The organism is Xanthomonas sp. WHRI 8393 (genome assembly GCF_040203315.1).
Classification (GTDB): domain Bacteria; phylum Pseudomonadota; class Gammaproteobacteria; order Xanthomonadales; family Xanthomonadaceae; genus Xanthomonas; species Xanthomonas arboricola.
The window spans coordinates 1-21,860 of the sequence record NZ_JBEGGL010000006.1 but is presented as its reverse complement, the minus strand read 5'-3'; the positions used below and the strand labels follow the sequence as shown (position 1 = coordinate 21,860).

At 68.6% G+C, this 21,860-nt stretch carries 18 protein-coding genes; all 18 read left to right on the top strand.

Going from position 1 to position 21,860, the window contains the following annotated elements; genetic code table 11:
• The first annotated feature begins 156 nt into the window (after positions 1-156).
• The 18 genes from fliE (at position 157) to flhA (ending at position 21,545) form a co-directional block, all read left to right on the top strand.
• Complete coding sequence (gene fliE / locus ABQ137_RS17695; protein WP_006449786.1) at positions 157-528, top strand: flagellar hook-basal body complex protein FliE; 372 nt, start codon at positions 157-159, stop codon at positions 526-528.
• Between the two features lie 13 nt (positions 529-541).
• Positions 542-2,272 carry a flagellar basal-body MS-ring/collar protein FliF gene (fliF, locus tag ABQ137_RS17690; protein ID WP_016904679.1) on the top strand — a complete coding sequence of 577 codons (1,731 nt, stop codon included), beginning with the start codon at positions 542-544 and terminating at the stop codon, positions 2,270-2,272.
• Positions 2,273-2,282: 10 nt separating this feature from the next.
• The gene (gene fliG, locus ABQ137_RS17685; RefSeq protein WP_024939590.1) at positions 2,283-3,272 is read left to right on the top strand and encodes a flagellar motor switch protein FliG; all 990 of its coding nucleotides are present in this window, start codon (positions 2,283-2,285) and stop codon (positions 3,270-3,272) included.
• The gene (locus ABQ137_RS17680; RefSeq protein ID WP_024939589.1) at positions 3,269-3,889 is read left to right on the top strand and encodes a FliH/SctL family protein; all 621 of its coding nucleotides are present in this window, start codon (positions 3,269-3,271) and stop codon (positions 3,887-3,889) included. Before fliG ends, ABQ137_RS17680 begins: the two co-directional genes overlap by 4 nt.
• Positions 3,886-5,262 carry a flagellar protein export ATPase FliI gene (gene fliI, locus ABQ137_RS17675; protein WP_046342558.1) on the top strand — a complete coding sequence of 459 codons (1,377 nt, stop codon included), beginning with the start codon at positions 3,886-3,888 and terminating at the stop codon, positions 5,260-5,262. Before ABQ137_RS17680 ends, fliI begins: the two co-directional genes overlap by 4 nt.
• A 3-nt stretch (positions 5,263-5,265) precedes the next feature.
• On the top strand, positions 5,266-5,721 hold the full coding sequence (fliJ, locus tag ABQ137_RS17670) for a flagellar export protein FliJ (RefSeq protein ID WP_054591189.1): 456 nt from the start codon (positions 5,266-5,268) through the stop codon (positions 5,719-5,721).
• Positions 5,718-7,010, top strand: coding sequence for a flagellar hook-length control protein FliK (locus ABQ137_RS17665; protein ID WP_349783269.1), 1,293 nt, complete (start codon positions 5,718-5,720; stop codon positions 7,008-7,010). Before fliJ ends, ABQ137_RS17665 begins: the two co-directional genes overlap by 4 nt.
• Positions 7,011-7,201: 191 nt before the next feature.
• The gene (locus tag ABQ137_RS17660) at positions 7,202-7,726 is read left to right on the top strand and encodes a flagellar basal body-associated FliL family protein (protein WP_016904990.1); all 525 of its coding nucleotides are present in this window, start codon (positions 7,202-7,204) and stop codon (positions 7,724-7,726) included.
• Between the two features lie 10 nt (positions 7,727-7,736).
• Positions 7,737-8,750, top strand: coding sequence for a flagellar motor switch protein FliM (gene fliM / locus ABQ137_RS17655; protein WP_016904991.1), 1,014 nt, complete (start codon positions 7,737-7,739; stop codon positions 8,748-8,750).
• Positions 8,747-9,085 (top strand): flagellar motor switch protein FliN, encoded by a 339-nt coding sequence (gene fliN / locus ABQ137_RS17650; RefSeq protein ID WP_016904992.1) that lies wholly within the window; start codon positions 8,747-8,749, stop codon positions 9,083-9,085. Before fliM ends, fliN begins: the two co-directional genes overlap by 4 nt.
• A complete protein-coding gene (gene fliO / locus ABQ137_RS17645; RefSeq protein WP_184380316.1) occupies positions 9,082-9,489 on the top strand; it encodes a flagellar biosynthetic protein FliO in 408 nt (135 codons plus the stop codon). Before fliN ends, fliO begins: the two co-directional genes overlap by 4 nt.
• Before the next feature lies 1 nt (position 9,490).
• Positions 9,491-10,324 carry a flagellar type III secretion system pore protein FliP gene (gene fliP, locus ABQ137_RS17640; RefSeq protein ID WP_104609406.1) on the top strand — a complete coding sequence of 278 codons (834 nt, stop codon included), beginning with the start codon at positions 9,491-9,493 and terminating at the stop codon, positions 10,322-10,324.
• A 343-nt stretch (positions 10,325-10,667) separates the two neighbouring features.
• Entirely contained in the window at positions 10,668-10,937 is a 270-nt protein-coding gene (locus tag ABQ137_RS17635) for a flagellar biosynthetic protein FliQ (protein WP_005917968.1), read from the top strand.
• Positions 10,938-10,950: 13 nt separating this feature from the next.
• Entirely contained in the window at positions 10,951-11,742 is a 792-nt protein-coding gene (fliR, locus tag ABQ137_RS17630) for a flagellar biosynthetic protein FliR (protein WP_024937668.1), read from the top strand.
• 118 nt (positions 11,743-11,860) lie between these two features.
• A complete protein-coding gene (locus tag ABQ137_RS17625) occupies positions 11,861-14,812 on the top strand; it encodes a diguanylate cyclase (protein ID WP_349783268.1) in 2,952 nt (983 codons plus the stop codon).
• A 398-nt stretch (positions 14,813-15,210) separates the two neighbouring features.
• Entirely contained in the window at positions 15,211-18,132 is a 2,922-nt protein-coding gene (locus ABQ137_RS17620) for a ligand-binding sensor domain-containing diguanylate cyclase (RefSeq protein WP_349783267.1), read from the top strand.
• Positions 18,133-18,324: 192 nt separating this feature from the next.
• Complete coding sequence (gene flhB / locus ABQ137_RS17615) at positions 18,325-19,455, top strand: flagellar biosynthesis protein FlhB (protein ID WP_039511031.1); 1,131 nt, start codon at positions 18,325-18,327, stop codon at positions 19,453-19,455.
• Between the two features lie 17 nt (positions 19,456-19,472).
• Complete coding sequence (gene flhA, locus ABQ137_RS17610; protein ID WP_349783324.1) at positions 19,473-21,545, top strand: flagellar biosynthesis protein FlhA; 2,073 nt, start codon at positions 19,473-19,475, stop codon at positions 21,543-21,545.
• Positions 21,546-21,860 lie beyond the last annotated feature (315 nt).

Sequence of the window (21,860 nt, the reverse complement as noted above, 5' to 3'; positions counted from 1 at the left end):
CCGACGCTCTGCACCCAATACTCCTGGGCCATTGCCCAGCGCCGGACCCATCCGCGGCTGACTTAAAGCCCCTCCTCGCCCCCGGCGCCGGAATCCCGGCGCAGTTTCGGCACGCCGCTTGCATTGGTGTGGATGCCTCCCTGGCTGACCGCACCCATGAGCGACTCCGTTACCTCCATCCTCTCGCAGATCCGCAGCTACCAGACGCAGATGGGCCAAGGCCCGATGGGCGCGGTGGGCGATGCGGCGCGCGGCAATCAGATCCAGGGGCTGGCCGGCACGCAGGGAACACCGGCCACCCAGGCACCGAGCTTCAGCGAGACCTTGCGCGGCGCCATCGGCGGCGTCAACGAGGCCCAGCAGAAGTCCGGCGCCTTGGCCAAGGCCTTTGAAATGGGCGACCCCAGTGCCGATCTGGCACGGGTCATGGTCGCCTCCCAGCAGTCCCAGGTGGCCTTCCGTGCCACCGTGGAAGTCCGCAACCGTCTCGTCCAGGCTTATCAGGACGTCATGAACATGCCGCTGTAAGGGTTGACGACACATGGCTCTCGCGATCACCAAAGAAAACATGAACCAGAACGCCGAAAAGGCGGGGCAATGGTTCGACCGTGTCCGCAGCCTGCAGATCACCCGCAAGCTGACCATGATGGCGATGATCGCCGTGGCGGTGGCGGCGGGTCTGGCAGTGTTCTTCTGGTCGCAGAAGCCCGGTTACCAGTCGCTGTACACCGGCCTGGACGACAAGGGCAATGCCGAAGCGGCCGACCTGCTGCGCACCGCGCAGATCCCGTTCAAGATCGACCAGGACACCGGCGCCATCTCGGTGCCGCAGGACCGTCTGTACGACGCCCGCCTGAAGCTGGCCGGCTCCGGCCTGACCGGCAAGGAAACCGGCGGCGGCTTCGAGCTGATGGAAAAGGATCCCGGCTTCGGCGTCAGCCAGTTCGTCGAAAACGCCCGCTACCAGCACGCCCTGGAAACCGAGTTGTCGCGCACCATCGGCACCCTGCGCCCGGTGCGCGAGGCCCGTGTGCATCTGGCCATTCCCAAGCCCAGCGCCTTCACCCGCCAGCGTGACGTGGCCAGCGCCTCGGTGGTGCTGGAGCTGCGCGGCGGCCAGGGCCTGGAGCGCAACCAGGTCGATGCCATCGTCAACCTGGTCGCCTCCAGCATCCCGGACATGACCCCCGAGCGCGTCACCGTGGTCGACCAGAGCGGCCGCATGCTCTCCATCGCCGACCCCAACAGCGACGCCGCCCAGCATGCCGCCCAGTTCGAACAGGTGCGTCGCCAGGAAAGCTCCTACAACCAGCGTATCCGCGAGCTGCTCGAGCCGATGACCGGCCCGGGCCGGGTCAACCCGGAAGTCAGCGTGGACATGGACTTCTCGGTGGTCGAGGAAGCCCGCGAGCTCTACAACGGCGAACCGGCCAAGCTGCGCAGCGAACAGGTCAGCGACACCAGCACCAGCGCCACCGGCCCGCAGGGCCCCCCGGGCGCCACCAGCAACAGCCCCGGCCAGCCGCCGGCGCCAGCCGCAAACGCCACTGCCGGCGCACCGGGCACCCCGGCCGCTGCCAACGGCCAGGCCGCCGCACCGGCCGCGCCGACCGAAAGTTCCAAGAGCGCCACCCGCAATTACGAATTGGACCGGACCTTGCAACACACCCGCCAGCCGGCCGGCCGCATCAAGCGGGTGTCGGTGGCGGTGCTGCTGGACAACGTCCCGCGCCCCGGTGCCAAGGGCAAGATGGTCGAGCAGCCGCTGACGGCCGCCGAGCTCACCCGCATCGAGGGCCTGGTCAAGCAGGCGGTGGGCTTCGACGCGGCCCGTGGCGACACGGTGTCGGTGATGAATGCCCCGTTCGTGCGCGAAGCGGTGGCCGGCGAGGAAGGTCCGAAGTGGTGGGAAGACCCGCGTGTGCAGAACGGTCTGCGCCTGCTGGTCGGTGCGGTTGTGGTGCTGGCGCTGCTGTTCGGCGTGGTGCGCCCCACACTGCGCCAGCTCACCGGCGTGACCGCAATCAAGGAAAAGCAGGCCAAGGGCGGCAACGATGGCACTCCGCAGAGCGCCGACGTGCGGATGGTCGACGATGACGACCTGATGCCGCGCCTGGAAGAGGACACCGCCCAGCTCGGTCAGGACCGCAAGAACCCGATCGCGCTGCCGGACGCCTACGAAGAACGCATGCGTCTTGCACGCGAAGCAGTCAAAGCCGATTCAAAACGTGTCGCACAAGTCGTGAAGGGATGGGTCGCCAGTGAAGCCTGATACACCACCGATGACCGGCGTACAGCGCGCCGCCGTGCTGTTGCTGTCGCTTGGGGAAAGCGACGCCGCCGAAGTGCTCAAGCACATGGACCCCAAGGAGGTGCAGAAGATCGGCATCGCCATGGCCACCATGACCGGCATCTCGCGCGATCAGGTCGAGAAGGTGATGGACGACTTCAACGGCGAACTGGCCGGCAAGACCTCGCTGGGCGTGGGCGCCGACGACTACATCCGCAACGTGCTGATCCAGGCGCTGGGCGCCGACAAGGCCGGTGGCCTGATCGACCGCATCCTGCTCGGCCGCAACACCACCGGCCTGGACACCCTGAAGTGGATGGACCCGCGCGCGGTGGCCGACCTGGTGCGCAACGAGCACCCGCAGATCATCGCCATCGTCATGGCGCATCTGGACAGCGACCAGGCCGCCGAGGCCCTGAAGCTGCTGCCCGAGCGCACCCGCGCCGACGTGCTGCTGCGCATCGCCACCCTGGACGGCATCCCGCCCAATGCGCTGAGCGAGCTCAACGACATCATGGAGCGCCAGTTTTCCGGCAATCAGAACCTCAAGTCGTCCAATGTGGGTGGCATCAAGGTGGCCGCCAACATCCTCAACTTCCTGGACACCGGCGCCGACCAGGGCGTGCTGGGCGAGATCGGCAAGATCGACGCCGACCTGGCCGGCAAGATCCAGGACCTGATGTTCGTGTTCGACAACCTGGTGGACCTGGACGACCGCGGCCTGCAGACGCTGCTGCGCGAGGTCTCCGGCGAGCGCCTGGGCCTGGCCCTGCGCGGTGCCGACGTCAAGGTGCGCGAGAAGATCACCCGCAACATGTCCCAGCGCGCCGCCGAGATCCTGCTCGAGGACATGGAAGCGCGCGGCCCGGTGCGCCTGGCCGACGTGGAAGCGGCGCAGAAGGAAATCCTCACCATCGTCCGCCGCCTGGCTGACGAAGGCGCCATCAGCCTCGGCGGCGCCGGTGCGGAGGCGATGGTATGAACGACATCGTCACCCGCTGGCTGGCCCCCGACCTGCACCTGGAGCCGGCCCCGCCGGCGCCGGAGTACGACGAGCCGGCCGTGCTCGAGCCGGTGCTGCGTCCGCCGACCCTGGAAGAGATCCAGGCGATCGAGGACGCCGCCCAGCAGGAAGGCTTCGCCCGCGGCCATGCCGAAGGCTTTGCCCAGGGCCAGTCCGAAGTGCGCCGCCTGACCGCGCAGATCGACGGCATCCTGGACAACTTCACCCGCCCGCTGGCGCGGCTGGAGAACGAAGTGGTCGGCGCGCTCGGCGAGCTGGCCGTGCGCATCGCCGGCTCGCTGGTCGGGCGTGCCTACCAGGCCGACCCGCAGCTGCTGGCCGAGCTGGTGCAGGAGGCCATCGATGCGGTCGGCGGCGCCGGCCGCGAGGTGGAAGTGCGCCTGCACCCGGACGACATCACCGCGCTGCTGCCGCATCTGGCGCCCAGCAGCACCACCCGCGTGGCCCCGGACCTGAGCCTGAGCCGCGGCGACCTGCGCGTGCATGCCGAGAGCGTGCGCGTGGACGGCACCTTGGACGCGCGCCTGCGGGCCGCGCTGGAGACAGTCATGCGCAAATCCGGAGCGGGCCTGTGAGCGCCCTGCTGGGCGCCACCCCGGCCGACTGGCTGGACGCGCGCAACCTGCGCCTGGCCACCCGCCTGAGCGGGCTCGGGCTGGAACCGAGCGCAGGCCGCACCCTGATCCGCGAAGGCATCCTGCGCCGGGCAGTCGGCCTGACCCTGGAAGCCACCGGCTGCGAGGCACCGATGGGCGCCACCTGCAAGGTCGAAGTCGACGGCGGCTGGGTCGATGCCGAAGTGGTCGGCTTCGCCGGCGAACGCACCTACCTGATGCCCAGCGCCGAACTGCATGGCCTGCTGCCGAACGCCCGCGTGGTGCCCTCGCGGCGCCGCGGCGGCGTGGAAGTGGGCGAAGGCCTGCTCGGCCGCGTCATCGACAGCGACGGTACCCCGCTGGACGGCAAGGGCCCGATCCGCGGCGAAGGCAGCGTCAGCATGGCCGGCGTGTCGATCAACCCGCTGGCGCGCGAGCCCATCACCACCTCGCTGGACGTGGGCGTGCGCGCCATCAACGCCATGCTGCCGATCGGCCGCGGCCAGCGTGTGGGCCTGTTCGCCGGCTCCGGCGTCGGTAAATCGACGCTGCTCGGCATGATGACCCGCTTCACCTCGGCCGACGTCATCGTGGTCGGGCTGATCGGCGAACGTGGCCGCGAAGTGCGCGACTTCGTCGAAACCACGCTGGGCGAGGAAGGCCTGCGTCGCGCCGTGGTGGTGGCCGCCCCGGCCGACCGGCCGCCGTTGGCGCGCCTGCATGGCGCCTACCGCGCCACCGCCATCGCCGAATGGTTCCGCGACCAGGGCCTGAACGTGTTGTTGCTGATGGATTCGCTGACCCGTTTCGCCCAGGCGCAGCGCGAGATCGGCCTGTCGGTCGGCGAGCCTCCGACCACCCGCGGCTACCCGCCGTCGGTGTTCGCCAAATTGCCGGCGCTGGTGGAACGCGCCGGCAACGGCGCCAAGGGGCGCGGCTCGATCACCGCCTTCTACACCGTGCTGACCGAGGGCGACGACCCGCAGGACCCCATCGCCGACGCCGCGCGCGCCATCCTGGACGGCCATATCCTGCTGTCGCGTCGGGTTGCCGACAGCGGCCTGTACCCGGCCATCGACCTGGAATCCTCGGTCAGCCGCGTGGTGCAGGATATCGCCGACGACACCTGGCGCCTGCGCATCCGCAAGCTCAAGCGCCTGCTGTCGGCCTACACCGCCAACCGCGACCTGATCGCCATCGGCGCCTACCAGCGCGGCAGCGACCCGGCCACCGACGAAGCCCTGGCGCGCTGGCCTGAGATCGTCGAATTCCTTGGCCAGGATGTGCACAAGGCGTCGGTTCTGAGCGACAGCCTGTCCGCGCTGCAGCAGCTGGTGGAACCGGAGAATTAATCCATGATGCAATCCAAACGGATCGACCCCCTGCTGCGCCGCGCCCAGGAACAGGAAGACAAGGTCGCGCGCGACCTGGCCGAGCGCCAGCGCGTCCTGGACACCCACCAGTCACGCCTGGACGAACTGCGCCGCTACGCCGAGGAATACGCCAACAGCCACATGGCCGGCACCAGCGCCGTGGCGCTGAGCAACCGCCGCGCCTTCCTGGACCGGCTCGACAGCGCCGTGCTGCAACAGGCCCAGACCGTGGAAACCAACCGCAACAAGGTGGAAGCCGAGCGCACCCGGCTGCTGCTGGCCAGCCGCGAGAAACAGGTACTGGAGCAACTGGCCGCCAGCTACCGCGCGCAGGAGAACAAGGTGATCGAACGCCGCGACCAGCGTGAGATGGACGACCTCGGCGCGCGTCGTTCGCGCCTGGCCCGCAGCGAAGATACCCACGGAGAATCCGCATGAACCCCTTGTCCGCTTTTGCCGCCGGCCTCGGCGCACTCGCCGGCACCGGCAAGAAATCCAGCTACAGCGATCCCTCGTCCGAGCCGGACGCTGGCCAGGATCAGTTCGCGCGCATGCTCAACCCGGCCAACACGCCGAACCAGGCCCCGCCGCAGGCGCCCGAGCGCGTGCCGGCCAAGCAGGCTGCGCCCAAGCCCAACCAGTCCGACAGGCAGCGCAGCGACGACGACCACGGCGACGACGCGCCGGGCGACGCCACCGCACGCCCGCGCGCGCAGGACGGCGATGCCAAGGCTGCCAAGTCCGGCACCGCCAAGGAGTCGTCTGCCGCCGACGGTAGTAGTGCTGCCACCACCGCAAAGGCCGGCAAGGGCGGCAAGACCGCGAGCAACGGCGAAGACGCGCCGGCCGACGCAGCCACCGCCACCGACGCCGGCTGGCCACCGCCGGGCCTGGGCGGCTTCGGCATGGGTCTGCTGGCGCAGGCACTGCCCGGCAGCGATGTGCTGGAGGCCGCGGCTGCGGCACTGGCGGCCGGGGTGACCGCCAGTGCCGGCGCCACGCCGGCTGCAACCGCGCTGCCGATCGACGCGGCCGCACCCACCGCACCCGCGACCGCCGGCACCGCCCTGCCCTCGTTGGGCGCGCTGGCACCGGCTGCCGCCACAGGCGCCAAGCCCACCTCCGTCACCGCCTTGAGCGGCGACGCCCAGGCAGCTGCGCTAATGAGCATGGCGACCAAGGCGCTGGACCCGGGCACCGACGACAGCGCCGGCCCGGCCGCGCCGGACGCCCCGGCGTTCGTGCTGCCGACCACCACGGCGGCCGCACTCGGCCGCTTGCAGGACCCGGCGCCGGTGTTCAGCGCCTCGCCCACGCCGACCCCGGAGATGGGCAGCGACACCTTCGACGACGCCATCGGCGCGCGCCTGAGCTGGCTGGCCGACCAGAAGATCGGCCATGCCCACATCAAGGTAACCCCGAACGAGATGGGCCCGGTCGAGGTGCGGCTGCATCTGGACGGCGACAAGGTCAATGCCAGCTTCAGCTCCGCCAATGCCGACGTGCGCCAGGCGCTGGAGCAGAGCCTGCCGCGCCTGCGCGACATGCTCAGCCAGAACGGCTTCCAGCTCGGTCAGGCCGATGTCGGCCAGCAACAGAAGAGCCAGTCCGGCAACCGCAATGGCGGCGGCAGCGATGGCAATGGCCTCAGCCTGGACGATAGCCCGCCCGTCGGAATTCCGTCGGTGGTGTTACGCCAGCGTGGATTGCTGGACGCCTACGCCTGAGCACGCGCGCCGGGCACGCCCCGGCGCGGCTGGAACCTGGGTGCCGGCAAGCTCGGACAGCACCCCCACGACCCTCGCAGCGCAAGGCCTGCGGGGGTTTTGCCGTTGAAGCTGCACGCGCGCCAGGAAACCGTCGCCGGATTGGCATGCCAATTGCATCCACTGGGTGAGCATTCCCCCTGGAGCAGACTGTGGCAGCCGCGGAAAAACCCAAGAAGACCGAAGACAAAGACGACAAGGGCGACAAGAAGAAGGGCGGCAAGAAACTTCTGCTGATCGCCGTCGGGGTCGTGGTGCTGGCCGCTGCCGGCGGCGGCGCCTGGTTCTTCTTCGGCCACAAGGGCGAGGAGAAAGACGGCAAGCACGCCGCGCCCAAGGTGGCCGAGGTGCCCAAGCCGGCGCAGTACTTCCCGATGGATCCGGCAATCGTGGTCAACCTGGCCGATCCCGGCGACGGCCCGCAGTACCTGCAGGTCGAAGTGCAGCTGGTCACCCGCGACCCGGAAGACCTCAAGCTGATCACCGAAAACGCCCCGGCCATCCGCGCGCATCTGCTGATGCTGCTGTCGCAGGTCAAGGCCACCGATGTGGCCGACCTGGTCGGCAAGCAGAAGCTGCAGAAGGCCGCCCTGGCCGAAGCGCAGAAGGTCATGACCAGCGAGACCGGCAAGAAGTGCGTCGAAGAACTGCTGTTCACCAGTTTCGTCACCCAGTAAGGCCTGCCCCATGAGCGTCAGCGATCTGCTTTCCCAGGACGAAATCGATGCCCTGCTGCATGGCGTGGATTCGGGTGCGGTCAACACCGAGCCGGAGCCGCTGCCCGGCGAGGCGCGCCAGTACGACCTGTCCAGCCAGGACCGCATCATCCGCGGCCGCATGCCGACCCTGGAGATGGTCAACGAGCGCTTCGCGCGGCTGTGGCGCATCGGCCTGTTCAACCTGATCCGGCGTTCGGCCGACCTGTCGGTGCGCGGCATCGACCTGGTCAAGTTCAACGAGTACATGCATTCGCTGTATGTGCCCACCAACCTCAACCTGATCCGCTTCAAGCCGCTGCGCGGCACCGGCCTGATCGTGTTCGAACCCACGCTGGTGTTCACCGTGGTGGACAACTTCTTCGGTGGCGACGGCCGTTACCACACCCGTATCGAAGGTCGCGAATTCACCGCCACCGAGATGCGCGTGGTGCAGCTGATGCTCAAGCAGACCTTCGCCGACCTCAAGGAAGCCTGGGCGCCGGTGATGGAAGTGGATTTCGAGTACATCAACTCGGAGATCAACCCGCACTTCGCCAACATCGTCACCCCGCGCGAGTACGTGGTGGTGTGCCGCTTCCATGTCGAACTGGAAGGCGGCGGCGGCGAGATCCACATCACCCTGCCGTATTCGATGCTGGAGCCGATCCGCGAACTGCTCGATGCCGGCATCCAAAGCGACCGCAACGACCGCGACGACTCCTGGAACGTGATGCTGCGCGAGCAGCTGGATACCGCCGAGGTGACCCTGTCCAGCGTGCTGGCCAGCAAGCGCATGAGCCTGCGCCAGCTCACCGGCCTGAAGATCGGCGACATCCTGCCGATCGACCTGCCCGCACAGGTGCCGCTGTGCGTGGAAGACATTCCGTTGTTCACCGGCGAATTCGGCGTTTCCAATGGCAACAACGCCGTCAAGATCACCGCCGTACGCCCGCCCGGCGTGCAAGCCCCACGCGCCGTTCCCTCCCAGGACTCCAGCAAATGATCAACTCCGACATCCTCGACGCCGCGCCTGCCACCTTCGACAGCCTGCAGGCCGAGCACGACCAGAATGCCACCGACCTCAACCTGGACGTCATCCTGGACGTGCCGGTGACGCTGTCGCTGGAAGTGGGCCGCGCGCGCATCCCGATCCGTAACCTGCTGCAGCTCAACCAGGGCTCGGTGGTGGAACTGGAGCGCGGCGCCGGCGAGCCGCTGGACGTGTACGTCAACGGCACCTTGATCGCGCATGGCGAAGTCGTCGTCATCAACGACCGCTTCGGCATCCGCCTGACCGACGTGGTCAGCCCCAGCGAACGGATCCGGAGGCTGCGGTGATCGGCCTGCTGGCCGCTGCCGCGCCGGTCGCGGCCAAGGCCACCCAGGTCGGCGCGCAGGCGCCGTCCTCGCCCAGCCTGTTTGGCGCGGTGTTTGCATTGCTGCTGGTGCTGGCGCTGATCGTCGGCCTGGGCTGGTTGCTCAAGCGCATGCCCGGCAGCGGTTTCCGCAGCAGCGAGGGTCTGCGGGTGGTGACCAGCCTGGCGGTGGGTGCCAAGGAACGCGTGGTGGTGGTGGAGGTCAACGGCCAGCAGTTGTTGCTCGGCGTCACCGCCGGCGGCATCAACACCTTGCACACCCTGTCCGAACCGCTGCCGTCCGCGCCCGCCCCCACCCTGCCCAACTTCAAGCAACTTCCCAATTTCGCCCAGCTGCTGGCACAGAAGCTGCGCAAGGACCCGTGACATGTTGAGTCGTTGGAATCGCTGGGGGCGCAGCCTCCGCCTGGTGCTGATCCTGCTGGTGATGAGCTGCCCGCTGTTGGCCGCTGCCACGCCCGCCGCATTGCCGGCCATGGCCCAGGCCGCCGCGCCGGCGGCCGCTCCGGCCGGCGCCAATCAGCTGCCGTCGTTGCCTAATGTCAGCGTCGGCCGCATCGGCGACCAGCCGGTGAGCCTGCCGCTGCAGACCTTGCTACTGATGACGGCGATCACCCTGCTGCCGTCGATGCTGCTGGTGCTGACCGCCTTCACCCGCATCACCATCGTGCTGGGCCTGCTGCGCCAGGCGCTGGGCACCGGCCAGACCCCGTCCAACCAGGTACTGCTGGGGCTGTCGATGTTTCTGACCGCGCTGGTGATGATGCCGGTGTGGCAGAAGATGTGGGGTGCGGGCCTGTCGCCGTACCTCAACAACCAGATCGATTTCCAGACCGCCTGGACGCTGACCACCCAGCCGCTGCGTGCCTTCATGCTGGCGCAGATCCGCGAGACCGACCTGATGACCTTCGCCGGCATGGCCGGCGACGGCAAGTACGCCGGCCCGGACGCGGTGCCGTTCCCGGTGCTGGTGGCCTCGTTCGTGACCAGCGAGCTGAAGACGGCGTTCGAGATCGGCTTTCTGATCTTCATCCCGTTCGTGATCATCGATCTGGTGGTCGCCAGCGTGCTGATGTCGATGGGCATGATGATGCTGTCGCCGATGTTGATCTCGGCGCCGTTCAAGATCCTGCTGTTCATCCTGGTGGATGGCTGGGTGCTGGTGGTGGGCACACTGGCCGCGAGCTTCAACGCGTCGTAGCCGCAAGGTCTGCATGCGTGCCGCCCTGCCGGCGTGTCGACCCGGCCTGCCGCTTCGGCATGGGGTCCCGAAGTCGCGCAGCAAACGCAGGGCACACAGTAAGCGCGCCAGCCAGTGCAGCCGATAGCGGCCGAAGCACCCAGCTGAGCGACGCTCCAAGACGCATGGCTTCGCCTCGCACCCTCACCCAACCCCTCTCTCCCGCTGGAGAGGGGCGAGCCTCTGCAGACCGCACCTCGGTCAGCCCACACACCATCGCACTAGCTTCAGACCTCATCCCCCGCTTCCCGATTCCCGATTCCCCAATCCCGTCCTTTGGCACCCCACTTGCATCACCACACCCATGAGCCCTGAAATCGCCCTGACCGAATTGCGTGGTGGCCTGGTCACCGTCCTGTGGATTGCCGGCCCGATGTTGCTGGCGGTGCTGGTCGTCGGTGTCGTGATCGGCGTGGTGCAGGCTGCCACCCAGTTGAACGAACCGACCATCGCCTTCGTGGCCAAGGCGGTGGCGTTGACGGCCACCTTGTTTGCCACCGGCAGCATGCTGCTGGGGCATCTGGTGGAGTTCACCATTGCGCTGTTCCAGCGCATACCGCATCTGATCGGCTAGCGGACCCGGCCGGATGGATGCTGCCACCCAGATGGTGATCGACGGCCAGCGCGCGTTTGCGATGGTCGGGGCGATCATGTGGACCATGCTGCGCACCGGTGCGTTGCTGACCGCGATGCCGTTGATCGGCACCCGCGCGGTGCCGGGACGGGTGCGGGTGATGCTGGCCGGGACCTTGTCGATGGTGCTGGCGCCGCTGCTGCCGCCGGTGCCGGATTGGGACGGTTTCACCGCGCAGGCGGTGCTCAGCGTCGCCCGCGAGCTGGCGGTGGGCGCCAGCATGGGCTTCATGCTCAAGCTGATCTTCGAGGCCGGCGCGATGGCCGGCGAACTGGTGTCGCAGTCCACCGGCCTGTCGTTTGCGCAGATGTCCGACCCGCTGCGCGGGGTCACCTCGGGGGTGATCGCGCAGTGGTTCTATCTCGGGTTCGGCTTGCTGTTCTTCGCGGCCAACGGACACCTGGCAGTGATCGCATTGCTGGTGGACAGCTACAAGGCCCTGCCGATCGGCACCGCGCTTCCCGACGCCGCTGCCTTCGCCGAGGTGGCGCCGACCCTGTTCCTGCAGATCCTGCGCGGCGGGCTCACGCTGGCACTGCCGATGATGGTGGCGATGCTGGCGGTCAACCTGGCCTTCGGCGCGCTGGCCAAGGCCGCGCCGGCGCTGAATCCGATGCAGCTGGGCCTGCCGCTGACGGTGTTGCTGGGGCTGTTCCTGCTGTCCAGCTTCGCCAGCGAATTCGCACCGCCCGTGCAACGCATGTTCGATACCGCCTTCGACGCCGCCAGGGATTTGACTGCCTAGCGGACACATCCATAACTGTGAACTGCCTCAAGTTTTTCGCTGGTCAGCCGTCAACGCCACAGGACGATTGATACCGCCAATCGCCATCACTCACCCACGCCAAAGTCGGCGGGAACCGATGCCCAACGTGTCTGCGCTGTTCGCTCCGATTGCGTCACGACGCGGCCACTGGTGGGCCTGGGGCTGTCTTTGGATTGCCGTGCTGCTGGCGTGCGGCAACGCGCGGGCGCAGACCTACAGCTTCCGCGACTACGCCCAGGCCGATGGCCTGCAGGGCATGACCGTCAACAGCCTGCTCGAAGACCGCCAGGGCGTGGTCTGGGTGGGCACCGAGCTGGCCCTGCACCGCTTCGAGCGCGAGAGCTTCATCCCGGTTGGCCAAGAGAGTGGCCTGGATGCGCGCTATATCCGCGCCCTGGCGCTGGATGCTGCAGGACGGTTATGGGTTGCCAGCGCCAACGGCGTGTTCGTGCGCGACGGCGGTGCGTTCGTGCAGCTGCTGCGTGACGGCAAACCGATCCGCGCCGACAGCGGCAATGTGCTGGCTGCCTATGCCGGCGGCATGGTGGTGGTCAGCGAGAACGCCTTGCTGCGCCTGTCGCCGGATCACACGGGCGGCTGGTCGGTGCACCCGCTGCCGTTGCAGCTGGCCGATGGCACCAGCCTGCCCGCCGGCAAGGCGTTACTTGCCGATGGCACGGCACTCTGGAGCAGCTGCGGGCCGCACGTCTGCCGGATCGACGAGAACGGACGCACCGAGTTGCTCGGCGAAGCCGACGGAGTGCCGGAGCGGCAGTGGCGGGCGATCTTTCGCGACCACCAGAACACCCTGTGGCTGCGCGGCGGCGGCCTGGTGCTGTCGCGCGCGCCGGGAGAGCGTGTATTCCGCAACCATGCGGCGCCGGCAGGCACCAGCTTCGACACGCTCTCGGCCGCCACCACCCTGTCCGAAGATGTACAGGGCCGCCTGCTGACCCGCTCCGATCGCGGCCTGGTGCGCTGGGAAGGCGATCACTGGCGCTACTTCGGCCACGACCAGGGGCTGCCGATCAGCCCGATGGTCGGCCCGTTGCTGATGCAGCGCAGCGGCCAGCTGTGGATCGGTACCCGTGGCCTGGGCGTGCAGCGCTGGCTGGGCTACGGCAACATCGAACACTGGGACGAGAGCCAGGGCCTGGCGGAAGCGCCGACCTGGATGATCCAGCGCCTGCCTAGCGGCGAGCTGCTGGTCGGCGGCGATGCCGGCTCCAATGTGCTGGATCCGCGCAGCGGGCGCATGCAGCCCTGGACGCTGGACGACGGCCAGCCGCTGCTGCAGTCGATCTCCCTGGCGCTCTCGCCGACAGACGGCGCCGCCTGGGTGGCACGCTCGTCCGGCGCATTGGCGCGGCGCGATCCGCGCAGCGGCCGGACCGTCGATGTGCTGCAGCTGGGCCTGCCGATCAACAAGCTGTTGTTCGACGCCGCCGGCACCTTGTGGATCACCACCCCGCGCGGCCTGTATCGCATGCCGCCGGGCGCGCCATACCAGGCCATCCGCGATCCGGGCGTGCCGGCCGCGTTCGTGGGCGATGTCGATCTCGATCCCCAGGGCCGGCTCTGGGCCAGCACCCGCGAGGGGCTCTACAAGCGGCAGGCAGATGGCGCCTGGCAACGTGTGCAGGTGCGTGGCGCGCTGCCCAGCCAGGATTTCTTTCTGATCGATTTTGCTCCCGATGGCGAGCTGTGGATCTCGCTGCGCGACACCGGGCTGTGGCATGGCCGCCTGCAGGCCGATGGCGTGCTGGCGCTGCGCGCGGTCGACGATCCGCTGGTGGCGCGGGTGATGCCGTTCATCCTGCGCCACGACCGCGAGGGCCGGCTGTGGTTGGGCAGCAGCCAGGGCCTGGACATGCTGCAAAACGGCCATTGGTCGCGGGCCACGCGCACCGAGGGCCTGTTGTGGGACGACATGTCGGCCAATGCGTTCTTCGAGGACGGGGATGGCAGCATCTGGCTCGGCAGCAGCCGCGGTGCCACCCATCTGATCGATCCGTTGCGCGTGTTCGCCGCACCGCCCTTGCGCGTGGACATCCTGCGCGTGCGGCGTGGCAACCAGGCGATCACGCCGGGGGCGCAGGTCGACTGGTCGCAGGTGCCGCTGGATGTGGACATCAGCGCGCCCGGCGCCGAAGGCGGCCCGGACCGCATCAGCTTCCGCTACCGGGTGGAGGGCCACCAGGCACGCTGGACCCAGACCTCGCTCAGTCACCTCACCTACCCGCTGTTGCCGCCCGGCACCTACACGCTGGAAGTCCAGGCGCTGGATGCCTACCAGCGCAGCGCCAGCCCGGTCGCGCGGCTGCGTTTCGTGCTGCGCCCGCCGTGGTGGCGCGGCGTGCCGGCAGTGGCCGGGTACGTGCTGCTGGGCATTGCCGCGGTGATCGCGCTGCTGCGCTGGCGCACGCGCAAGCTGCTGCGGCGCAAACGCGAACTGGAGCAACTGGTGGCCGAGCGCACTGCCGAGCTGGAACAGGACAAGCGCGAGCTGGAGGCGGCACGCGCCGAGCTCGCGCTCAAGGCCACCCACGATGAGCTGACCGGGCTGCTCAATCGCGCCGGCATCCTGCACGCGCTGCGCGGCATGCTGGCGCGTGCCGACACCAGCGCGTGGCCGCTGGCGGTGGTGTTGATCGACCTGGACCACTTCAAGCTGGTCAACGATCAGCACGGCCACCTGGCCGGGGACGCGGTGCTGGCCGAAGTCGGCCGGCGCCTGGATACGCTGGTGCGCGGCGACGACCGCATCGGTCGCTACGGCGGCGAGGAATTGCTGGCGCTGCTGCCGGGGCTCAGTGCCCAGTCCACCCATCGCCTGCAGGCGTTGCATCGCGGGATCTGCGGCAACTACCCGATCGATGGTGGCGTGCTGCCGGTGACCTGCTCGGTCGGGGTGGCCTGGTTCCAGCCGGGCGAAACCCTGGAACAGCTGCTGGCGCGCGCCGATGCCGCGCTCTATCGCGCCAAGCGCAATGGACGCAACCGCATCGATTACGACCATGTGCGCTACGACGCCGCGGCCAGCGGCTGAGCCTGCGCCTGGACGCAGGTCGAAAGGCAGTGCCAATGCTGCGATGTGTCGACCGGCCGGGCACGTAGCCTCCCACGGACGCCTTGCCGGGAAAGACGTGTCCGCTGCGACGCCTGCGTGCGGGCAGCCATGCAGCCGTTGCGCGACCGGCATCAAGCCATCGGCGTGATCGCGCCTGCAGCGACAGGGTCCGGCCCAGGGAACAACACGCGCCCGGCAATGGCCGTGCGCGCTGCGCACTCACGCCGCCATGCCTGCTTAAGCATTAAAGAAACACGCGTGAACAGCCGCTAGTCGGTTTACTGCGGCCTGCTATGGGGGCCGCCCATGGCAAGCGTGAGACACCCGCGCGAGGGGCGCGGACCACACGCGCCGATGCGTGGGAGAGTGCAACGCTCGTGGGGGTTGAGTACCGTCAATGCAGGTCGTCAGGCCGGCGTGCACCGTTCTTGGCGGTGCTGCTGCTGGCCTTGCTGTCGCTGGCCGATCTGGCCGGCGCGCAGAGCGCGAGCATTCGTCGCTACGCCCACGACCAGGGCTTGCTCGGGCTGGCCGGCACCTGCCTGCTGCAGACCCGCGCCACGCTGCTGTGGGTGTGTACCGAAAGCGGCCTGTATCGCTACAACGGGCGCAGCTTCCAGCAGGTGATGCTGGATGGCCTGCGCAACGAACCGATCACCTCGATGGCCGAAGCCGCCGACGGGCGGCTGTGGGTGGCCGGCTTCCAGGCCCTGTTCGTCGGCGACGAGCACGGCTTCCGCAAACTGGCCCCCGACGAGGCCGAACACCTGCAGGAAGACATGCTGCTGGCCAGTCCCTCCTGGGGCACGGTGCTGGCCAATGGCGGCACGCTGGAACGATTGAGCGCACGCGGCAACGGCCACTGGCATAGCGAGCCGCTGCTGGACACCGCCACCCGGGTGCGCGTGCCCGAGCTGTCCAAGGTGCTGAGCCTGTCGGTGGACGGCGACACCTTGTGGGCCGGCTGCGCCAAGCGGCTGTGCGCCATCGATGCGCAACGCAAGGTGCAGGTGTACGGGCCGGACCAAGGCGTGCCGGAAGATCGCTGGTACAGCGTATTGCGGGATCACGACGGCGCACTGTGGGTCCGCGGCACCGGCAACCTGCTCTATCGCGCGCCGGGCGCCAGCAAATTCAGCGTGCGGCCGCTGCCCTTGCTCGATGGCAGAACCATCGGGCGACAGGCGCCGTTGGTGCTGGACCGCGAAGGACGCGTGCTGGTACGTCGCAACGACGGGCTGGCGCGCTGGGAGAACGGCCGCTGGCGCAGTTTCGGCGCCGACAACGGGCTGCCGCCCGGCAGCAGCGATGCGATCCTGGTGGACCGCGATGGCGATGTCTGGATGACCGTCGATGGCGAAGGCCTGGTGCGCTGGGCCGGCTACGAATGGATCGAGAACTGGGACGCCTCGCAGGGCATGCCGGCCGCGCCTACCTGGTCGATCGCCCGCGACGCGCAGGGCGCGTTGCTGGTCGGCAACGAACACGGCACCGGCCGCCAGGTCGATCCGGGCGGCCGGTTCGTCCCGGCCCTGCAGGCCTCCGGGATCCAGATCGTGGGCATGCAACGCAGCGCCGATGGCAGCCTGTGGACGCTCAATTCGGCCGGTTCACTGCGCCGCACCTGGCCCGATGGCCGCAGCGCGCAGATCGCCAAACTGCCGCGCACCGCACGCCGCCTGCTGATCGATCGGCAGGGACGGATGTGGATGCTCAGCGCGGGCGGCCTGTTCGTGATCCGGCATCCGCTGGAGGGCGGCACGATGGAAGCGGTCCCGGAGATGCCCACCATCGCCTATACCGACATCCAGCAGACCGCCAACGGCACGTTGTGGGTGTCCACCGCCAACGGCTTGTTCCGGCTGCAGGGCGCGCGCTGGTCCAGGGTCGAGGTGCTGGTCAATGGCGGCGCCTCGGACCCGTGGATCAGCAAGTTCCACATCAGCGACAGCGGCGAGGTGTGGCTGGCGTTCTATCGGCCCGGTCTCTGGCACGGCATGTTGCTGGGCGAGCGGCTGGATCTGCAGGCGATCAGCGACGAGGCGCTGCGCGATGTCGGCGTCTACCTGATGCGCGGCGACAGCCTCGGCCGGGTCTGGGTGGGCCATGCGCGCGGCGTGGAGGTCTACGACGGCGAGCGTTGGGCGCATCTGTCGCAATCGCAGGGCCTGCTGTGGGACGACATCTCCGAAGCCGCCTTCGCCGAGGATCCGGATGGGTCGATCTGGATCGGTACCTCGCGCGGGGTGAGCCATCTGCTGGACCCGGCGCGGCTGTTCGATGCGCGCCAGCCCAGCGTGCGCATCGACAGCGTCAGCCGTGGCGGCGTGCCGGTGCAGCGCGGCCAGTTGCTGGGCTGGAGCGACCAGCCGCTGCATATCGAGCTGTCCACGATGGAGGTGTACGACGACCCGAGTCGCCTGACCGTGCGTTACCGCCTGCTCGGCCTGCACAACGAATGGATCCAGAGCGACAACCTGTCGATCGACCAGGCGCCGCTGCCCTCCGGGCATTTCCGGCTGCAGGTGCAGGTGCTGGACCGCTACCGCCGCACCGCCTCGCCGATCGCCGACCTGCCGTTTGCGGTGGCCCCGCTGTGGTGGCGCAGCCCGCCGGCGATCGCGTTGTATGTGCTGATCGGCAGCGCGCTGCTGGCCGGCCTGTGGCGCTGGCGGCACCGCCACCTGGTTGCGCGCGAACGCATGCTGGCCGAACTGGTGGCCGAGCGCACCTATCAGCTGGAACACGAAAAACGCGATCTGGAAAGCGCGCGTGCGGCGCTGGCCCTGAAGGCCAGCCACGATGCCCTCACCGGCCTGCTCAACCGCTCCGGTGTGCTCGAAGCCATGGCCGAAGAACTGCAGGCCTGCGCGCACGGCGGGCATCCGCTGGCGGTGGTGCTGATCGACCTGGACCACTTCAAACTGGTCAACGACGAACACGGGCATCTGGTCGGCGATGCGGTGCTGGCCAAGGTCGGCGCACGCCTGACCGCCTGCCTGCGCGACTCGGACAAGGTGGGCCGTTACGGCGGCGAGGAACTGCTGTTACTGCTGCCGGGCATGTCGCGGCATAGCCAGCACCGGCTGCGCGCCATCCACGAAAAGCTCAGCCTGGCACCGTACGAGGTGGGTGCCGCCCGGCCGCTGCAGGTGACCTGTTCGGTCGGCGTGGCCTGGTTCCGGAGCGGCGACAACGCCGCCACGCTGCTGGCGCGTGCCGACGAGGCGCTGTACCGCGCCAAGCGGCATGGCCGCAATCGCATCGAACCGGAAGAGCCCGAATCCTCGGTGGCATGAGCAGCCGCGCCCCGGGCGCAGGCCAGGCGCATACAACGCAGCGGCTCCACAGCGCCGCCTGCACCGATCAGCCACTTTTTCAGGCCGGCCCCCTCTCGGCCAGCTCTCCCCCGACCCCGACTCCCCACCCCCGGCCTCACCGACTGGAACGCCACTTGCATGACACAGGGCTGACCAGTCACCGGCACCTCCATGTCCGAGTCCGAAGACGGCGGCGAACGCACAGAGCTTCCCACCGAAAAACGCCTGCGCGAAGCCCGCGAGCAGGGCAACATCCCGCAATCGCGCGAGTTGTCCACCGCCGCGGTGTTCGGTGCCGGCGTGTTCGCGCTGATGGCCCTGGCCCGCGGCATCGGCGATGGCGCCAGCGTCTGGATGAAGACCGCGCTCAGCCCGGACCCGAAGATGCGTGAAAACCCGATGGCGCTGTTCGGCCATTTCGGCGACCTGCTGCTGCAGCTGCTGTGGGTGATGCTGCCGCTGATCGGCATCTGCCTGGCCGCCGGCCTGGCCGGCCCGCTGTTGATGAGCGGGCTGCGCTTTTCCGGCAAGGCGATCATGCCCGACCTCACCAAGCTCAACCCGATGAACGGGATCAAGCGCATGTGGGGCAGCAACAGCCTGGCCGAGTTGATCAAGTCGGTGCTGCGGCTGCTGTTCGTCGGCCTGGCCGCCAGCCTGTGCATCTCCAAGGGCCTGCACGGCCTACGCTCGCTGGTGAACCAGCCGCTGGAACAGGCGGTAGGCAACGGCCTGGACTTCACCAAGAGCCTGCTGTTCTACACCGCCGGCGCGCTGGTGCTGCTAGCCGCCATCGACGCGCCCTACCAGAAGTGGAACTGGCTGCGGAAGCTGAAGATGACGCGCGAAGAGATCAAGCGCGAGATGAAGGAAAGCGAGGGCAGCCCGGAGGTCAAGGGCCGCATCCGCCAGATGCAGATGCAGATGTCGCAGCGCCAGATGATGGAAGCGGTGCCCAAGGCCGACGTGGTGCTGATGAATCCGACCCACTACGCGGTGGCGCTCAAGTACGAAGGCGGCAAGATGCGCGCCCCGATCGTGGTGGCCAAGGGCGTGGACGAAATGGCCTTCCGCATCCGCGAAGCCTGCGAACAGCACCGCGTGGCGATCGTCACCGCCCCGCCTTTGGCACGCGCCTTGTATAGAGAAGCGCAAATCGGCAAGGAAATTCCCGTGAGACTCTATTCGGTCGTGGCCCAGGTGCTGTCCTACGTCTACCAGCTGCGTGGCTGGAACGGCGGCCCGATGCCGGAATTGCCGTCGCTGGACGTGGATGAGTTCGGCAAGGGAGCCAGTGCATGAGCGCCCAACCCGCCCCGATGAATGCCCGGCGCATCATGGAGTTGCTGCGCAACGGCCTGGGCGCGCCGCTGGCGCTGATGGCCATGCTGGCCATGCTGATGGTGCCGCTGGCCGCACCGGTGCTGGATGCGCTGTTCACCTTCAACATCGCCATCTCGCTGATGGTGCTGCTGGCGGTCGTCTACGTGCAGCGCCCGCTGGAATTCACCATTTTCCCGATCGTGCTGCTGATGACCACGATGCTGCGGCTGGCGCTGAACGTCGCCTCCAGCCGCGTGATCCTGATCAACGGCCAGGACGGCCATGCCGCGGCCGGCAAGGTGATCGAGGCATTCGGCCAGTTCGTGATCGGCGGCAACTACGCCGTGGGTATCGTGGTGTTCGCGATCCTGACCATCATCAACTTCGTGGTCATCACCAAGGGTGCCGGACGCGTGTCGGAAGTGACCGCGCGCTTCATCCTGGACGCCATGCCCGGCAAGCAGATGGCCATCGACGCCGACCTCAACGCCGGTTTGCTGACGCGCGAGGAAGCCAAGGCCCGCCGCGAGGAAGTCCGCGAGGAAGCCGACTTCTACGGTGCGATGGACGGTGCCAACAAGTTCATCCGCGGCGACGCCATCGCCGCCATCCTGATCCTGTTCATCAACCTGGTCGGCGGCATGGCGGTGGGCATGTTCCAGCACGGCATGAGCTTTGTGGATGCCGCCTCCACCTACACCCTGCTGTCGATCGGCGACGGTTTGGTGGCGCAGCTGCCGGCCCTGCTGGTGTCGTCTTCGGTCGCCTTGCTGGTGACCCGCGCCTCGCGTGCGCAGGACATGCGCGGCGCCATGATCAGCCAGGTGTTCGGCCAGCACCGCGCCCTCGCGGTGGCTGCGGCCATCCTGGGCCTGGTCGGCCTGGTGCCGGGCATGCCCAACGTCGCGTTTTTGACGCTGGGCCTGATCCTGGGCGTGATCGCCTGGAAGATGTACAAGCGCAGCCTGATCATCCCGCCGACCGGCGACCCGGCCACCGATCCCAAGGCCGCCGCCGCGGCCACTGCCGCCCAGGCCAGCTCGGAGCTGAGCTGGGACGAGCTGCGCCCGATCGACCCGCTGGGCCTGGAAGTGGGCTACCGGCTGATTCCGCTGGTGGACAAGAACCAGGGCGGCGAACTGATGGCGCGCATCAAGGGCGTGCGCCGCAAGCTCACCCAGGACATCGGCTTCCTGGTGCCGCCGGTGCATATCCGCGACAACCTGGAGCTGTCGGCCAACGCCTACCGCTTGCTGGTGCACGGGGTGCCGGTGGCCACCGCGGAAATCTATCCCGATCGCGAACTGGCGCTGGACCCGGGCGGCGCGCTCGGCCAGCTCGACGGCATCCCCGGCAAGGACCCGGCGTTCGGCCTGGACGCCACCTGGATCCAGCCACACCAACGCGCCTATGCCGAATCGATGGGCTACACCGTGGTCGACCCGGCCACCGTGGTCGCCACCCATCTGTCGCACCTGATCCGCGAACACGCCCCGGAACTGCTCGGCCACGAGGAAGTGCAGCAGCTGCTGGCGACCCTGGCCAAGACCGCGCCGAAGATGGTCGAAGACCTCACCCCGAAGGCGCTGCCGCTGTCGGTGGTGGTGCGCGTGCTGCAGAACCTGCTGATCGAGCGCATCCCGGTGCGCCAGCTGCGCAAGATCGTCGAAGCGCTGGTCGAACACGCCCCGCACAGCCAGGACCCGACCACCCTCACCGCCGCGGTACGCACCTCGCTGGGCCGCTTCATCGTGCAGGAAATCGCCGGCATGTCGGCCGAGCTGCCGGTCTACACGCTGGCCCCGCAGCTGGAGCGCGTGCTGCAGGAATCCACCCACGGCAACGGCGTGGCGCTGGAGCCCGGCCTGGCCGAGCGCCTGCACCAGAGCCTGGCCGACTGCGTCGGCAAGCAGGAAGCGCGCAACGAACCGGCAGTGGTGCTGGTGCCCGGCCAGGTCCGCGCCGCCCTGGCCCGCCTGGTCCGCCACAGCGTCCCGTCCCTGTCGGTGCTGGCCTACAGCGAAGTGCCCGAAGACAAGCGCCTGAAGCTGGTCGGCACGATCAGCTGAGACCGCCCGCCGACCAACGCACCCTGTGGGGGCGCACCCTGGCGCGACAGGCTTTACCGGCACACCCCGTCGTGCCCGGGTGCGCTCCTACGACAGGCCGGGCAATCCGGGAACACACCGCGGACGCCGACACCACGGTAGGAGCGCACCTGGGCGCGATTGGCTTTACCGGCACATCCCGTCGCGCCCGGGTGCGCTCCTACGACAGGCCAGGCAATCCGACAACACACCGCAGACGCCGACACCACGGTAGGAGCGCACCTGGGCGCGACAGGCTTTACCGGCACAGCCCGTCGCGCCCAGGTGCGCTCCTAC

Excerpts from the sequence above, each read along its gene's own strand:
- ABQ137_RS17625 (WP_349783268.1), top strand. The coding sequence starts at position 11,861 with ATGCCCAACGTGTCTGCGCTGTTCGCTCCGATTGCGTCACGACGCGGC.
- flhA (WP_349783324.1), top strand. The coding sequence starts at position 19,473 with ATGAATGCCCGGCGCATCATGGAGTTGCTGCGCAACGGCCTGGGCGCG.
- fliM (WP_016904991.1), top strand. The coding sequence starts at position 7,737 with ATGAGCGTCAGCGATCTGCTTTCCCAGGACGAAATCGATGCCCTGCTG.
- fliG (WP_024939590.1), top strand. The coding sequence starts at position 2,283 with ATGACCGGCGTACAGCGCGCCGCCGTGCTGTTGCTGTCGCTTGGGGAA.
- fliR (WP_024937668.1), top strand. The coding sequence starts at position 10,951 with ATGGATGCTGCCACCCAGATGGTGATCGACGGCCAGCGCGCGTTTGCG.
- fliJ (WP_054591189.1), top strand. The coding sequence starts at position 5,266 with ATGATGCAATCCAAACGGATCGACCCCCTGCTGCGCCGCGCCCAGGAA.
- fliN (WP_016904992.1), top strand. The coding sequence starts at position 8,747 with ATGATCAACTCCGACATCCTCGACGCCGCGCCTGCCACCTTCGACAGC.
- fliP (WP_104609406.1), top strand. The coding sequence starts at position 9,491 with ATGTTGAGTCGTTGGAATCGCTGGGGGCGCAGCCTCCGCCTGGTGCTG.
- flhB (WP_039511031.1), top strand. The coding sequence starts at position 18,325 with ATGTCCGAGTCCGAAGACGGCGGCGAACGCACAGAGCTTCCCACCGAA.
- fliE (WP_006449786.1), top strand. The coding sequence starts at position 157 with ATGAGCGACTCCGTTACCTCCATCCTCTCGCAGATCCGCAGCTACCAG.
- ABQ137_RS17680 (WP_024939589.1), top strand. The coding sequence starts at position 3,269 with ATGAACGACATCGTCACCCGCTGGCTGGCCCCCGACCTGCACCTGGAG.
- ABQ137_RS17665 (WP_349783269.1), top strand. The coding sequence starts at position 5,718 with ATGAACCCCTTGTCCGCTTTTGCCGCCGGCCTCGGCGCACTCGCCGGC.
- fliF (WP_016904679.1), top strand. The coding sequence starts at position 542 with ATGGCTCTCGCGATCACCAAAGAAAACATGAACCAGAACGCCGAAAAG.
- ABQ137_RS17635 (WP_005917968.1), top strand. The coding sequence starts at position 10,668 with ATGAGCCCTGAAATCGCCCTGACCGAATTGCGTGGTGGCCTGGTCACC.